Annotated in this window: 11 protein-coding genes; 5 read left to right on the forward strand and 6 right to left on the reverse strand. The window is 71.0% G+C overall.

Annotated features, from left to right (window positions below):
* Positions 1-48: 48 nt before the first annotated feature.
* From F0P95_RS02185 to F0P95_RS02195, 3 genes are all read right to left on the reverse strand, one after another.
* On the reverse strand, positions 49-1527 hold the full coding sequence (locus F0P95_RS02185) for a VWA domain-containing protein (RefSeq protein WP_182335521.1): 1479 nt from the start codon (positions 1525-1527) through the stop codon (positions 49-51).
* A 129-nt stretch (positions 1528-1656) separates the two neighbouring features.
* A complete protein-coding gene (gene zapE / locus F0P95_RS02190) occupies positions 1657-2751 on the reverse strand; it encodes a cell division protein ZapE (protein WP_182335522.1) in 1095 nt (364 codons plus the stop codon).
* A 2-nt stretch (positions 2752-2753) separates the two neighbouring features.
* Positions 2754-3425 (reverse strand): alpha/beta hydrolase, encoded by a 672-nt coding sequence (locus tag F0P95_RS02195; protein WP_182335523.1) that lies wholly within the window; start codon positions 3423-3425, stop codon positions 2754-2756.
* A 62-nt stretch (positions 3426-3487) separates the two neighbouring features.
* Here F0P95_RS02195 and F0P95_RS02200 point away from each other — a divergent pair, with 62 nt between their 5' ends.
* Together F0P95_RS02200 and F0P95_RS02205 are read left to right on the forward strand one after the other, a co-directional pair.
* Complete coding sequence (locus tag F0P95_RS02200) at positions 3488-4351, forward strand: EamA family transporter (protein WP_182335524.1); 864 nt, start codon at positions 3488-3490, stop codon at positions 4349-4351.
* Positions 4352-4432: 81 nt separating this feature from the next.
* On the forward strand, positions 4433-4804 hold the full coding sequence (locus tag F0P95_RS02205) for a MerC family mercury resistance protein (protein ID WP_182335525.1): 372 nt from the start codon (positions 4433-4435) through the stop codon (positions 4802-4804).
* Between the two features lie 47 nt (positions 4805-4851).
* Here the strand turns inward: F0P95_RS02205 and F0P95_RS02210 are convergent, their stop codons facing one another.
* The 3 genes from F0P95_RS02210 to F0P95_RS02220 form a co-directional block, all read right to left on the reverse strand.
* Complete coding sequence (locus tag F0P95_RS02210; RefSeq protein ID WP_182335526.1) at positions 4852-6579, reverse strand: ExeM/NucH family extracellular endonuclease; 1728 nt, start codon at positions 6577-6579, stop codon at positions 4852-4854.
* Positions 6580-6654: 75 nt separating this feature from the next.
* Positions 6655-7176, reverse strand: a complete 522-nt coding sequence (locus F0P95_RS02215) for a c-type cytochrome (protein ID WP_054668150.1) — start codon at positions 7174-7176, stop codon at positions 6655-6657.
* Positions 7177-7277: 101 nt separating this feature from the next.
* Positions 7278-7904, reverse strand: a complete 627-nt coding sequence (locus F0P95_RS02220) for a TetR/AcrR family transcriptional regulator (RefSeq protein ID WP_054668152.1) — start codon at positions 7902-7904, stop codon at positions 7278-7280.
* Positions 7905-8049: 145 nt separating this feature from the next.
* Here F0P95_RS02220 and F0P95_RS02225 point away from each other — a divergent pair, with 145 nt between their 5' ends.
* The 3 genes from F0P95_RS02225 to F0P95_RS02235 all read left to right on the forward strand — a co-directional run bounded on the left by F0P95_RS02225 (position 8050) and on the right by F0P95_RS02235 (position 13317).
* Positions 8050-9213 carry an isovaleryl-CoA dehydrogenase gene (locus F0P95_RS02225; protein WP_182335527.1) on the forward strand — a complete coding sequence of 388 codons (1164 nt, stop codon included), beginning with the start codon at positions 8050-8052 and terminating at the stop codon, positions 9211-9213.
* Positions 9214-9372: 159 nt separating this feature from the next.
* On the forward strand, positions 9373-10983 hold the full coding sequence (locus tag F0P95_RS02230) for a carboxyl transferase domain-containing protein (protein ID WP_182335528.1): 1611 nt from the start codon (positions 9373-9375) through the stop codon (positions 10981-10983).
* 354 nt (positions 10984-11337) lie between these two features.
* On the forward strand, positions 11338-13317 hold the full coding sequence (locus F0P95_RS02235) for an acetyl/propionyl/methylcrotonyl-CoA carboxylase subunit alpha (RefSeq protein ID WP_182335529.1): 1980 nt from the start codon (positions 11338-11340) through the stop codon (positions 13315-13317).
* Positions 13318-13428: the final 111 nt, after the last annotated feature.

The following is a 13428-nucleotide window of genomic DNA, read 5'->3' on the forward strand; positions in this document are numbered from 1 at the left end:
GCCGCGCCGGGCCCGGGGCGGCGACGGGCCGCTCGCCGGAACCGGTGCTCATCCCCCGGGCAGCTGCGCCAGTTCCTCGCGCACCAGCCGCAGCACCAGCGCGTCCAGCGTATCCACCGAATAGCCGGCGACGTCGTGCACGGTCTCGCGCCCCGGCCCGCTACCCGGATCGGACGCATCCTTGTAGGTGAGGAAGATGAAGCGCCCGCCGGTGTACTGGGCGATCTGCCGCTGCACGATCTCGCCGGTGGTGTCCTGTCCCGACGCGGCCACGCTGAACACCTTGATGCCCTTGCCCAGCGCCGCGAGCATGGTCTGGTCGTAGTGCGGCGGCGGATAGTCCATGTGCGGCGGCGCGTCGGCCAGCGACACCAGCAGCCGCGTGGTGGCCGGTCCGCGCCAGTCCAGCGCCTGCACCGCATGCGCGAAGGCTTCGTTCATCGCCTCGGGCATGTCGCCGCCACCGCCGGCACGCACCCCGTCGAGCACCTGCTGGAACGCGGCAACATTGCCGGTGAGGTCCCAGCTGCGCACGAAATACGCGTCGCCGCGGTCGCGATAGGTGACCAGGCCGAGGCAGACGTCCGGGCGCGACGGCAGCTGCTCGATGCCGCGCACGATGTCGCGCAGCGAGGCGCGCAGCTTGTCGATCTCGTCGCCCATCGAGCCGGTGGCATCAACCATGAACACCAGGTCCAGGCGCGCGCGCGGGCTCGCCGCGGCGGCGGGCAGGCGGACTTCCAGCGCGTCCTTCTGCCCGCGCCGCAACTGCGTCTGCGCCTGCTGCCCGGCACTGCGCACGTCGACCCGGTAGCTGGCCGAATCGCGGTCGTCGAAGGCATTCAGGTGCAGCCAGGCCTGGCCGCCGGCATCGGTGCGCGCCCACATGCGCGCGCCATTGGCCGCGGAGACCGCGACTTCGGCATCGGGTACCGGCCTGCCCTGCGCATCGACCACCCGCAGCCGCTGGCGCACCGACACGTCGCGCCCCAGCCGCGCCGCCTCGGGGTGGCGCTGCAGGAACTGCCGGAAGCCGCCGAAATCGGCGTTGTCATCGACCACGCCGGCGGTCACCGGCGTGGCCGGGCGCCGCACCGCCGGCGGCGGCGACGCAGCGGGCGCGTCCCGCACCTCCGATGCCCTCGCCGCCACCGCGCCACCAGTGATCATCGGTGCCGGTGGAGGCGGCGGTGGCGCCATCTCGCGCAACTCCCTGCGATGCGGAACCTTGCCGACCAGGGTGGGGATCTCGCGCACCCGCTCCGGTGGCTGCGGGTCCGGGTCCGGCACCTCGCGCATCCGCGGCATGTCGCTGCACACGCTGGCTGCCGGCGCGCGGAAATCCGCGGTGGTCTGGCGCCGGCGCGTGGGCACGGGCGCCTGCATGTCCGTCTGCACGGCGGGTGCGGGCGCCGGTTGCGGCCACCGCGGCTCGCCGGCGAGCGCCGGCAGGCCGGCCAGCAGCGTCAACGCGAACGCCATCGAACGTACCGGCGGGCGCCGGAAGGCCATGCTTGCGTGCTTCATCTGCGTACTCCGTTGCTTGCGGGGTGGGCCGCCGCGGCGGCAGGCACGGAACAGAACGGATGGTGGCAAAGAACGGGGTTGGCGGCGCACGCCGCGGCCGGGGGGCGGCCCCGGCACGCGACCAGCGGGCTACAGGCGGTGGGCGGTTCCCAGGTACTCGGCGCTCTGCATCTCGATCAGGCGGCTGGCGGTGCGCTCGAACGCGCCGGCCAGGCGGGTGCCGGAGTAGAGCAGCGGCGGCGGGTCCTGCGCGGTGCACACCAGGTTGACCTGGCGGTCGTAGAGCTCGTCGATCAGGTTGACGAAGCGCCGCGCGGCATCCTCGTTCAGGCGGTCGAAGTGCGGGATGCCGCCCAGCAGCACGGTATTGAACTCGCGCGCAATCTCGATGTAGTCCGAGGGACCGCGCGGGCCTTCGCACAGCGCTGCGAAATCGAACCAGACGATGCTCTTGCCACGCCCGCGCACCGGAATCTTGCGGCCCTCGATCTGGATGTTGCCGGCGCGCGCGTCCTGGCCGCCGCTCAGCTCCTTCCAGCGCCGCTCCAGCCAGGCGTCGCTGTCGCCTTCCAGCGGCGCCCGGTACACCGGCGAGCGGGTCAGCGCGCGCATGCGGTAGTCCTCGGTGCCTTCGGCGTACAGCTCCACGCAGTACTTCTGCAGCAGGGCGATGGCCGGCAGGAAGCTGTCGCGCTGCAGGCCGTTGAGGTACAGGTTCTCCACCGCGGTGTTGGAGGTGGTCACCAGGGTCACGCCTTCGGCGAACAGCCGTTCGAGCAGGCGCGCCAGCAGCATCGCGTCGCCGATGTCGGTGACGAAGAACTCGTCCAGCACCAGCACCCGCAGCCTGCTGCGCCATTCCTGGGCGATCTTCGCCAGCGGGTCGCTCTGGCCCTGGTGTTCGCGCAGCCGCTCGTGGATGCCGCGCATGAAGCGGTGGAAGTGGGTGCGGTATTTCTGCTCGATCGGCAGGCCGTCGTAGAACAGGTCGACCAGGAACGTCTTGCCGCGGCCGACGCCGCCCCAGAAATACAGGCCCTTGACCGGCCCGGGCTTCTTCCAGAAGGCCGACAGCCGGTCGAGCCAGCCGTCCTGCGCCGAATCGACGATGGCCTCGTGGATGCGGTCGAGCTCGGCCAGCGCCGCATGCTGGGCCGGATCGTCGCGCCAGTCGCCACGGGCCACGCCGGCGGCGTAGCGCTGCGAGGGGGTCGTCGCATCCATGCTCAGCAACTGCCGTCGGGCAGCCAGCGCCGCACTTCGTGCTGGATCGCGCCGCGCAGGTCGATCAGCTTGCGATGGAAGAAATGGCTGGTGTCGGGCATGCGCACCAGCTGCGGCGGGTCGGCCAGCGTCTCCAGCCACGCATAGACGGCCTGCGCGTCGACCACTTCGTCGGCGTCGCCCTGCACCACCAGCCACTGCGCCGGCGGCTGCAGCGCGTCGAAGTCCCAGGTGCGGCGGCCGACCGGCGGCGCGATCGAGATCAGCGCCTGCGGCGCCAGCGCGCCACTGGCGCGCAGCGATACGTAGGCGCCGAAGCTGAAACCGGCCAGCCACAGCGCGCAGTCCGGGCGCTGGGCGCGCACCCATGCCACCACCGCGCGCAGGTCGTCCTGCTCGCCCTCGCCGTTGTCGTAGCTGCCGGCGGAAGCGCCGACACTGCGGAAATTGAAGCGCACGGTGGTGACGCCCAGCTCGCGCAGCGCGCGCGCGGCCATCGTCACCACCTTGTTGTGCATGCTGCCGCCTTCGGTGGACAGCGGATGGCAGATGACGGCGACGACCGGCCGCGCGGCGACATCGGCCTCGGGCGGATCGACCGCGACCTCGAGCGGCCCGCAGGGGCCATCGAGCATCAGCACCGCCGGTTCGCGGGGAAAGGAAGGATTGCTCATGCCGCCATAATAGCGGCCCCATCCACCGGCTTCACCGCCACCTCCGCACGGCAACGAATGCGATGCACTTCCTGATCCTGAGCGTGATCTGCAGCGTGCTGGTCTCGGTCCTGCTGAAGCTGGCGCCGCGGCGCGGCATCGACATCGCCCAGGCCGTGACCTGGAACTACCTGGCCGCCAGCGTGCTGTCGCTGCTGCTGCTCAGGCCCTCGCTGCAGTCGCTGCGCGACGGACATGCGCCGTGGCCGGCACTGCTCGGCCTGGCGCTGGCCCTGCCGGGCATCTTCCTGGTACTGGCGCGCGCCGTGCGCGAAGCCGGCATCGTGCGCAGCGACGTGGCGCAGCGGCTGTCGCTGCTGCTGTCGCTGGGCGCGGCGTTCGTGCTGTTCGGCGAGCACGCCAATGGCTGGAAACTGGCCGGGCTGGGGCTGGGCCTGCTGGCCATCGTCGGCGTCAGTGCGCGCAGCGGCGCGCGCGGCGCCGGCACGGCGTCGAGCTGGCGCTGGCTGCTGGCGGTGTGGGCCGGCTTCGCGCTGATCGACATCCTGCTCAAGCAGGTGGCGCTGGCCGGCACCCCGGCCACCGCCGCGCTGCTGGCCAGCTTCGCCATCGCCTTCGTGCTGATGCTGGCCTGGCAGCTGCTGCGCCACTACCGCGGCCGCCAGCGGCTGCAGGCGCGCAACCTTGGCTTCGGCCTGCTGCTGGGCGCCATCAACTTCGGCAACATCCTGTTCTACGTGCGCGCGCACCAGGCGTTGCCGCACAGCCCGGCCACCATCTTCGCCGGCATGAACATCGGCGTGGTGTGCCTGGGCGCGCTGGTCGGCGTGCTGGCCTTCGGCGAGAAGACCAGCGCCTGGAACCGCGTGGGCCTGGGCCTGGCGGTGGTGGCGATCGCCCTGATCGCGCGCGGCGCGCAGGGCTGAAGTTCCAGCACGGCTTCCTTGCCCAACGGGGTGATCTACACCTCCTTTAATGTTACTTTATAACAAAATGGAGCCGACCCGATGAAAAATGCAGCTGCCCTGTTCGATGTCTCCGCCATCGCCCTGTCCGGCCTGTGCCTGCTGCACTGCCTGGCGCTGCCACTGCTGGCCGCACTGCTGCCGCTGTTCGGCACCTGGAGCGAGGCCGAATGGGTACACGGGGTGTTCGTGCTGATCGCCGTGCCACTGACCAGCTACGCGCTGTGGCGCGCGCATCGGCATCGCCCGCTGCCCGCCGCGCTGTGGCTGCTGGCGGGCACCGGGCTGGCGCTGCTGCTGGCCGGTGCGTCCGGCGGCCTGGGCGAGCGGGCCGAAACGCCGCTTACCGTCGCCGGCAGCCTGGCACTGGCCAGCACCCATCTGTGGAACGCGGCGCGGCGGCACGCGCACTAGGGGTCGCCGGCGTCAGGAGCACGGCGCCGGCACCTCTTCGCCCGGGCTCAGGGATCGAAACCCAGCAGCAACGGGTCGTGGTCCGAGCTGCGCCACGGGCCGGGCTCGTTGCGCCCCTGGTAGCCGGCGTCGTCGGCTTCATCGGCATTGATGTGCCATTCGGCCGCGCCCTTCAACCGCGCCGCCATGCCCGGGTTGAGCAGCGCGTGGTCCAGGCGCCCGGTCAAGCCGTTGTAGACGTAGCTGTAGGGCCGGGACACGCCGGCCACCTTGAACGCGTCGCGCCAGCCATCTGCCTGCAGCTGGCGGATCGGGTCTTCCATCGCATAGGCGTTGAAGTCGCCCAGCAGCACCGCATCGGCACTGCCACTGCCGGTCGGGTCGCGCTGCAGCCACTGGTGCAGCAGCCGCGCCGATGCCACCCGGGTGGCGGTCCAGCAGCCCTGGCCGTCGTTCTGGTCGGCGTCGGCGCCGCTGGCCTCGCTGCAGCCCTTGGACTTGAAGTGGTTGGCCACCACCACGAACGGCCGGCCCGTGCGGCCCATGCGGAAGGCCTGCGCCAGCGGTACCCGGCTGCGCTCGCCGAACGGCTCGCGCTCCAGCACCGCCGGCCTGCCCACCGGCGCCACCCGTGCGGCGCGGTAGATGATGCCAACCCGGATGGGGTTGTCGCCCGGCCCCTTGCCGGCGTCGACGAACGCCCACTGGCGGTCCCTGCCCTGCCCTTCGTTGAGCGCGCGCACCAGCCCGGCGATCGCCGAGTCCGGGCCGTAGCCGTCGTTCTCCAGCTCCATCAGCGCGGCCACGTCGGCGTCGAGGCCGCGGATGGTGGCGACCAGCTTGGCCTGCTGCGCCTGGAACTGCGCGAACGTCTTGGCGCCACGCAGGGTCGGGAAGCCACCACCGTGGCCATCGCCGTTGAAATAGTTCTCCAGGTTGAACGCGGCGATGCGCAGCGCCCCGGCCACCGCCGGCGGCTGCGGCCGCTCGATCGCCGGTACCGGCAGCGCGGCGGTCAGCTGCAGCCGGTAGTCGCCGTCGTAGCGCTGGTCGACCACGCCCTCGACGCCGCGGAACACCATGCCGGTGCGCAGCTGCGCGGCCTCGGGCAGGTAGGACACGTGGCCCGGGTCGCGCTGGCTGCTGCCATCGTCCAGGCGCAGGCGGCGGCGCGCGTTGTCGGCCACCAGCGCCGCGTTCTCCGCGGTGCCGGCAGCGGCCAGCTCGGTCGGCTGCCACAGCCGCCCGTCGAAGGAGACGGTCAGCTCGCCGTGACGCGCCAGCTGGTCCTGCCCGGCCAGCGTCAGCGGTGCGGCGATGCGCACCTTCATCCCTTCCAGCGCTTCCCAGCTGGCGGGCACGGCCTCCAGCATGGTGATCCCGGGGGCGGGGCGGGCGCGGGCCGCTGCCACCGTTTCGGCCTGCAGCGCGGTCAGGGTCTGGCCGCCCTTGCCGGCCGCCAGTTCCTGCACCGTGCCGGTGACGCGCAGCCACTGCCCCGCGGGCAGCGCGCGCGCCGGGTCCAGCTGCACGAACAGCGCATCGGACGTGGCCGCATCGCGATCTCCCGCATCCTGCAGGAAGACACCGCCGAGGCCGGCGCGCAGGTCGGCGCTGACGAATCCCTCGATGGTGACCTGGCGCCCTTCCAGCGGGCTGCGCGGGCCACTGCCCTGCACCTGGCCGATGGCGAGGACGGCCGGCGGCCTGGCGACCGCCTGCGGCGCAAGGGCGACGGACAGCGAGAGGGCAAGCAGCGAGGGTAGGTGGCGCATGGGGTGGACTCCAGAACGGCGGAAAGCAAAGCGCCGCCCGGGAGGGCGGCGCCGCGTGTCCATGATGGGCACGTTTTATTTCAGGTTTGCCAGCATCCAGTCGACGGTGGCGTGGATCTGCTCGTCGCTCAGGCCGGCATTGCCGCCCTTGGGCGGCATCACCCCGCCGTCCGGGCCGGTGTAGCCCTCGATGGCGTGCTTGTAGAGCGTCTCGGTGCCCTGGGCGATGCGCTTGTCCCAATGCGCGTGGTCCAGGGTCGGTGCCATGCCCACGCCGGTCAGGTGGCAAGCGGTGCACAGCTTGTCGAAGATCACCTTGCCGTCCAGGGTGCCGCCGTAGGCGCCGCCTGCGGCCGCAGCCTGGGCAGCCGCGGCTTCCGCCGCCGCAGCCTGCGCCGCGGCGCCGGTGCTGCCCGCGTAGACCGCACCGGCCGGGGCGATGCGCTGCTCGACGCGCGCGACCGCCTGCGGGGAGGCTTCGGTGGGAATCGCGCGCTGCAGGAACGACGCGAAGATGATCAGCCCGACCGTGACGACAGCCAAGATGGCGATCACGATGGAGAAGCGTTTCAGGAACTGCAGGTCGTAATTCCGCACGTATCAACACCCCTGGCAAGTAGTCGGTGGACCACAGCTACCGGCGGAGTATAGACCAGCGCCCCCACCCACCGGCAACGGGCAGCGGCCGGGCGGCGGCCTCATCCCCCGTGCGCGGCCATGCCGGCGCCGGCCGCGCGCAGGCACAGTGCGCCGATCGCCTCGACCAGCGGCTCGCCGCCGCGCAGGCCGTCGCGGCTGGGCGCGGTCGGGCCGACCAGCGCCTCGGTGAACGCACCGACGATGCAGGCCGCGCCCACGTCCAGGTCCTGCGCCGGGAACTCGCCGCTGCGGACGCCGTCGCCGAGGATGCGCTTGAACACGTCGCCGAACAGGCGGCGGCAGCGGATGCGCTCGGCCTCGACCTCCGGATCCACCGGTTCGGCGATGAAGGCATAGGCCAGTGCCGGCCCGGCCAGCGCGCGGCGCACGAAGGAGGCCACCGCCTGCTGCAGGCGCACGGCCGCCGGCTGCGGCCCGTCGGCGATCGCCGAGAGGATGTCCAGCTCATGCTCGACCGCGGCGGTGAGCACTTCCACGAACAGGTCGGCCTTGGACGGGAAATGGCGGTAGATCAGGCCGGTGGATACCCCGGCCTCGGCCGCCACCGCGGTGATCGGCGCGTTGCGGTACCCGCCCGCGGCGACCAGCCGGCGGGCCGCGGCCAGGATCGCCTCGCGGTTGCCGGCGAGGCGCTTTTCCATCAGTTCCGAACGTTTGTAGGCCATGGATTGATTCTAGATTCAATTTTTGAATTTGTATTCACTTTTTCATGGAGACCCGCTAGGCTGCGCGCGAACGCCCGTGCTGACGGCCAGTCCGTCATCCCCCTCCCGGAGCGCCCACCCGTCCTGCCGTACCGGAGCCGCCCCCATGCACGTCCCCACCCTTTCCTTCGATCTCGGCGAAGAGATCGACATGCTGCGCGGGAGCGTGGCCCAGTTCGCGGCCGCGCACATCGCGCCGCTGGCCGCCGGTGCCGACGCCGGCAACCAGTTCCCCAACGCGCTCTGGCGCCAGCTGGGCGAACAGGGCCTGCTCGGCATGACCGTGGAGGAAGAATACGGCGGCAGCGGCATGGGGTATCTCGCCCACGTGGTGGCGATGGAGGAAATCTCGCGCGCCTCCGGCGGCATCGGCCTGTCCTACGGCGCGCATTCGAACCTGTGCCTGAACCAACTGCGCAAGAACGCCAGCGAGGCGCAGAAGCGCAAGTACCTGCCCAGGCTGTGCAGCGGCGAACACGTCGGCGCGCTGGCGATGAGCGAACCGGGCGCCGGCTCGGACGTGGTGTCGATGAAGCTGCGCGCGGAGCGGCGCGGCGACCACTACCTGCTCAACGGCAACAAGATGTGGATCACCAACGGCCCGGACGCCGACGTGCTGGTGGTCTACGCCAAGACCGACCCGGACGCCGGCTCGCGCGGCATCACCGCCTTCATCGTCGAGAAGGGCATGCAGGGGTTTTCCACCGCGCAGAAGCTGGACAAGCTGGGCATGCGCGCCTCCAACACCTGCGAACTGGTGTTCCAGGACTGCGAGGTGCCGGTGGAGAACGTGCTCGGCGAGGTCGGCGGTGGCGTCAAGGTGCTGATGTCCGGCCTGGACTACGAGCGCGTGGTGCTGTCCGGCGGTCCGCTCGGGTTGATGGCCGCGGCGCTGGACGTGGTGCTGCCGTACGTGCACGAGCGCAAGCAGTTCGGCGAAGCGATCGGCACCTTCCAGCTGATCCAGGCCAAGCTCGCGGACATGTACGTGGGCCTCAACGCGTGCCGCGCGTATGTGTATGCGGTGGCCAGGGCCTGCGACCAGGGCCGCACCACCCGCCAGGACGCGGCCGGCGCGATCCTGTATTCGGCCGAGAAGGCCACCTGGGCCGCCGGCGAGGCGATCCAGATCCTCGGCGGCAACGGCTACATCAACGAGTACCCGGCGGGCCGCCTGTGGCGCGACGCCAAGCTGTACGAGATCGGCGCCGGCACGTCGGAGATCCGGCGCATGCTGATCGGGCGCGAGCTGTTCCAGCGCACCGCGTGATCCAGGCCCGGCAACCGCCGGGCCTCTCCTTGGAGGGCGCCGGCAGGTGAAGGGCACCGGCATCGGCGGGGTTCCCGCATCATGGACCCCACGCGCCCCGCGTCCGCCCTTCGGCCCCCCTCCACCGACGGCACCCAGGCAACCGCAGGAACCACCGCCATGAGCGTACTGAAAACCCAGCTGCAGCCCGGCAGCGAGACATTCGAGGCCAACCGCGCGGCGATGCAGGCGCTGGTCGACGACCTGCGCGCGACCCTGGAGCGCACCGCGCGCGGCGGCAGCGATGCGGCGCGGGCCAAGCACACCGCGCGCGGCAAGCTGCTGGTGCGCGAGCGCATCGACGCGCTGCTCGATCCCGGCAGCGCGTTCCTCGAGATCGCACCGCTGGCCGCGCACGGCATGTACGACGACCCGGTGCCGGGCGCCGGCATGGTCGCCGGCATCGGCCGCGTCTCCGGCGTGGAATGCCTGATCGTCGCCAACGACGCCACGGTCAAGGGCGGCACCTACTACCCGGTGACGGTCAAGAAACACCTGCGCGCGCAGGAGATCGCACAGCAAAACCGCCTGCCGTGCATCTACCTGGTCGACTCGGGCGGTGCGTTCCTGCCGCTGCAGGACGAGGTATTCCCCGACCGCGACCATTTCGGCCGCATCTTCTACAACCAGGCCAACCTGTCCGCGCAGGGCATTCCGCAGATCGCCTGCGTGATGGGCAGCTGCACCGCCGGCGGCGCCTACGTGCCGGCGATGAGCGACGAGACGGTCATCGTCCGCGAACAGGGCACCATCTTCCTCGGGGGCCCGCCGCTGGTGAAGGCCGCGACCGGCGAAGTGGTCAGCGCCGAGGAACTGGGCGGTGCCGACGTGCACACGCGCATTTCCGGCGTCGCCGACCACATGGCCGACAACGACCTGCAGGCGCTGGCGCGGGTGCGCGCCATCATCGCCAGCCTCAACTGGCGCAGGCCGGAGCCGCGCGTCGCGCTGCAGCCCGGCGAGGCGCCGCTGTTCGATGCGTACGAACTGTATGGCGTGATCCCCGGCGACACGCGCAAGCCCTACGACGTGCGCGAAGTGATCATGCGCATCGTCGACGGCTCGCGCTTCGACGAGTTCAAGCCGCGCTACGGCAACACCCTGGTCACCGGCTTCGCCCATGTGCATGGCCATCCCGTCGGCATCATCGCCAACAACGGCATCCTGTTCTCCGAATCGGCGCTCAAGGGCGCGCACTTCATCGAACTGTGCTGCCAGCGCGGCATCCCGCTGCTGTTCCTGCAGAACATCACCGGCTTCATGGTCGGCCGCAAGTACGAACACGGCGGCATCGCCAAGGACGGCGCCAAGCTGGTGATGGCGGTGGCCAACGCGCGCGTGCCCAAGTACACGGTGGTGATCGGCGGCTCGTTCGGCGCCGGCAACTACGGCATGTGCGGCCGCGCCTATTCGCCGCATTTCCTGTGGATGTGGCCGAATGCACGCATCGGGGTGATGGGCGGCGAACAGGCCGCCAGCGTGCTGGCCACGGTCAAGCGCGACGGCATCGAGGGCAAAGGCGGGCAGTGGCCGGCCGACGAGGAGGAGGCGTTCAAGGCGCCGATCCGCGAGCAGTTCGAGCGCCAGGGCCACCCCTACTACGCTAGCGCGCGACTGTGGGACGACGGCGTGATCGACCCCGCCGACACCCGCCGCGTCCTGGGCCTGGCGCTGGCCGCGAGCCTCAATGCGCCGGCGCAGGACACGCGCTTCGGCGTGTTCCGGATGTGAGGCCGTCGGCATGACACGCATCGAGCCGGAAGCCTGCGCTTGTGCCCTGGCTCTTGCGGTTGCCTTCGCTTTCCCGGGTTCCCTTCCGCAGCGACGCAGCCGACGGAGAGGACCCGGAGGGCGACGTGCATGGATGCACGTCGTTTTTCGACACGACACGGATGTCGTGTCGAAAAATCCCGGCGGCGGAGTGGACCCGGCGCGCGCAGCGCGTTGGGCGCGGAGGCAGGGCGTGCTTTCTTTTGGCTACCTTTTCTTTGCACGGGCAAAGAAAAGTAGCTCGCTCCCCGGCAGGGGAGTGAAAGCTCTTCAATACTTCAAGCTGCCACCGCGCAGCACGTCATGGAATACGCCATGTTCGACAAGATCCTGATCGCCAACCGCGGCGAAATCGCCTGCCGCGTCATCGCCACCTGTCGCCGACTGGGCATCGCCACCGTGGCGGTGTACTCGGACGCCGACCGCGACGCACGGCATGTACGGCTGGCCGACGAGGCCATCCACATCGGCCCGGCGCCGGCGGCGGACAGCTACCTGCGCGGTGCGGCCATCCTCGATGCCGCGCGCCGCAGCGGCGCGCAGGCGATCCACCCCGGCTACGGCTTCCTGTCCGAGAACGCCGGTTTCGCCCGCGCCTGCGCCGACGCCGGCGTGGTGTTCATCGGCCCGCCGGCCAGCGCCATCGACGCGATGGGCGACAAGAGCGCGGCCAAGGCGCTGATGCAGCAGGCCGGCGTGCCGCTGACTCCCGGCTACCACGGCGAGCGCCAGGAGCCGGCCTTCCTGCGCGCGCAGGCCGACGCGATCGGCTATCCGGTGCTGATCAAGGCCAGCGCCGGCGGCGGCGGCAAGGGCATGCGCAGGGTCGAGGCCAGCGCGGATTTCGACGCCGCCCTGGCCAGTTGCCAGCGCGAGGCGCAGTCGGCGTTCGGCAATGCGCACGTGCTGGTGGAGAAGTACATCGAGCGGCCGCGGCATATCGAGATCCAGGTGTTCGGCGACGGCCACGGCAACGTGGTGCATCTGTTCGAGCGCGACTGCTCGGTGCAGCGCCGCCACCAGAAGGTGCTGGAAGAAGCCCCGGCGCCGGGCATGACGCCCGAACGCCGCGCGGCGATGGGCAAGGCCGCCACCGACGCGGCGCGCGCGGTCGGCTACGTCGGCGCCGGCACGGTGGAATTCATCGCCTCGCCTTCGGGCGAATTCTGGTTCATGGAAATGAACACCCGCCTGCAGGTCGAGCACCCGGTGACCGAGCTGATCACCGGTACCGACCTGGTGGAGTGGCAGCTGCGCGTCGCCGCCGGGCAGCCGTTGCCGAAGACCCAGGCGCAGCTGGCCATCCACGGCCACGCCATCGAGGCGCGGCTGTACGCCGAGGATGCCGACCGTGGGTTCCTGCCCTCCACCGGCACCCTGCGCCACCTGCGCCTGCCGCGGCCCGATGCCCACGTGCGGGTGGATGCCGGCGTCGAACAGGGCGATGCCATCACCCCGTATTACGACCCGATGATCGCCAAGCTGATCGTGCATGACGTGGACCGCGACAGCGCGCTGCGGCGCATGCGGCAGGCGCTGGCGCAGTGCCGGGCGGTCGGCGTCACCACCAATGCCGGCTTCCTGCACCGGCTGGTGGCGACCGGTTCGTTCCGCCAGGCCGATCTCGACACCGCGCTGATCGAGCGCGAGCACGACGCACTGGACGTGCGCCACCATCCCGCGAGCGCGGCCGACTGGGCGCTGGCCGCGGTGCTCGCCATCGACGATGGCGCCACAGTGCCGGCCGACGCCTCGCCCTGGGCCATCGCCGATGGCTGGCGCGCGGCTGGTCCCGCCACGCGCGCGGTGACACTGGAACACCAGCAGCAACAACGCACGCTGCGGGTACGGCGCCACGCGGACGGCTGGCAGGTGGATGGCGACGGCGACCCGCTGCGGCTGCGCGGGCGGGTGCACGCGGACGGCTATGCCGTGCAGATCGACGACCGGCTATACCGTGGCGACGTGGTGCGCGATGGCAATGTGCTGCATGTCTTCGCCGACGGGAGCCAGCACCGCTTCACCCTGCACGACCCCGTCGCCGAGGCCGACGGCGGCAGCGACCATGGCGGCAGCCTGCTGGCGCCGATGCCCGGCCGGGTCATCGCCCTGCTGGTCGAGCCGGGCAGCAGGGTCGCCCGCGGTACCCCGCTGCTGGTGATGGAAGCGATGAAGATGGAGCACACCCTGCAGGCACCGGCCGACGGCGTGGTCAACGGCTACCGCGTGCGCGGTGGCGACCAGGTGGGCGACGGCGCGGTGCTGGTGGATTTCGAGGCGGGCGCGGGAGATTGATCCATCCCGCAACCCCGGGGACGATGAGACTGCGACGCCATTGAAACCGGGAACGCCCCCATGACCGTTGCGACCACGCACCTCATGCCCGGTGCGTAGCTGATCCATTCC

The organism is Stenotrophomonas acidaminiphila (assembly GCF_014109845.1).
Taxonomy (GTDB): Bacteria; Pseudomonadota; Gammaproteobacteria; order Xanthomonadales; family Xanthomonadaceae; genus Stenotrophomonas; species Stenotrophomonas acidaminiphila.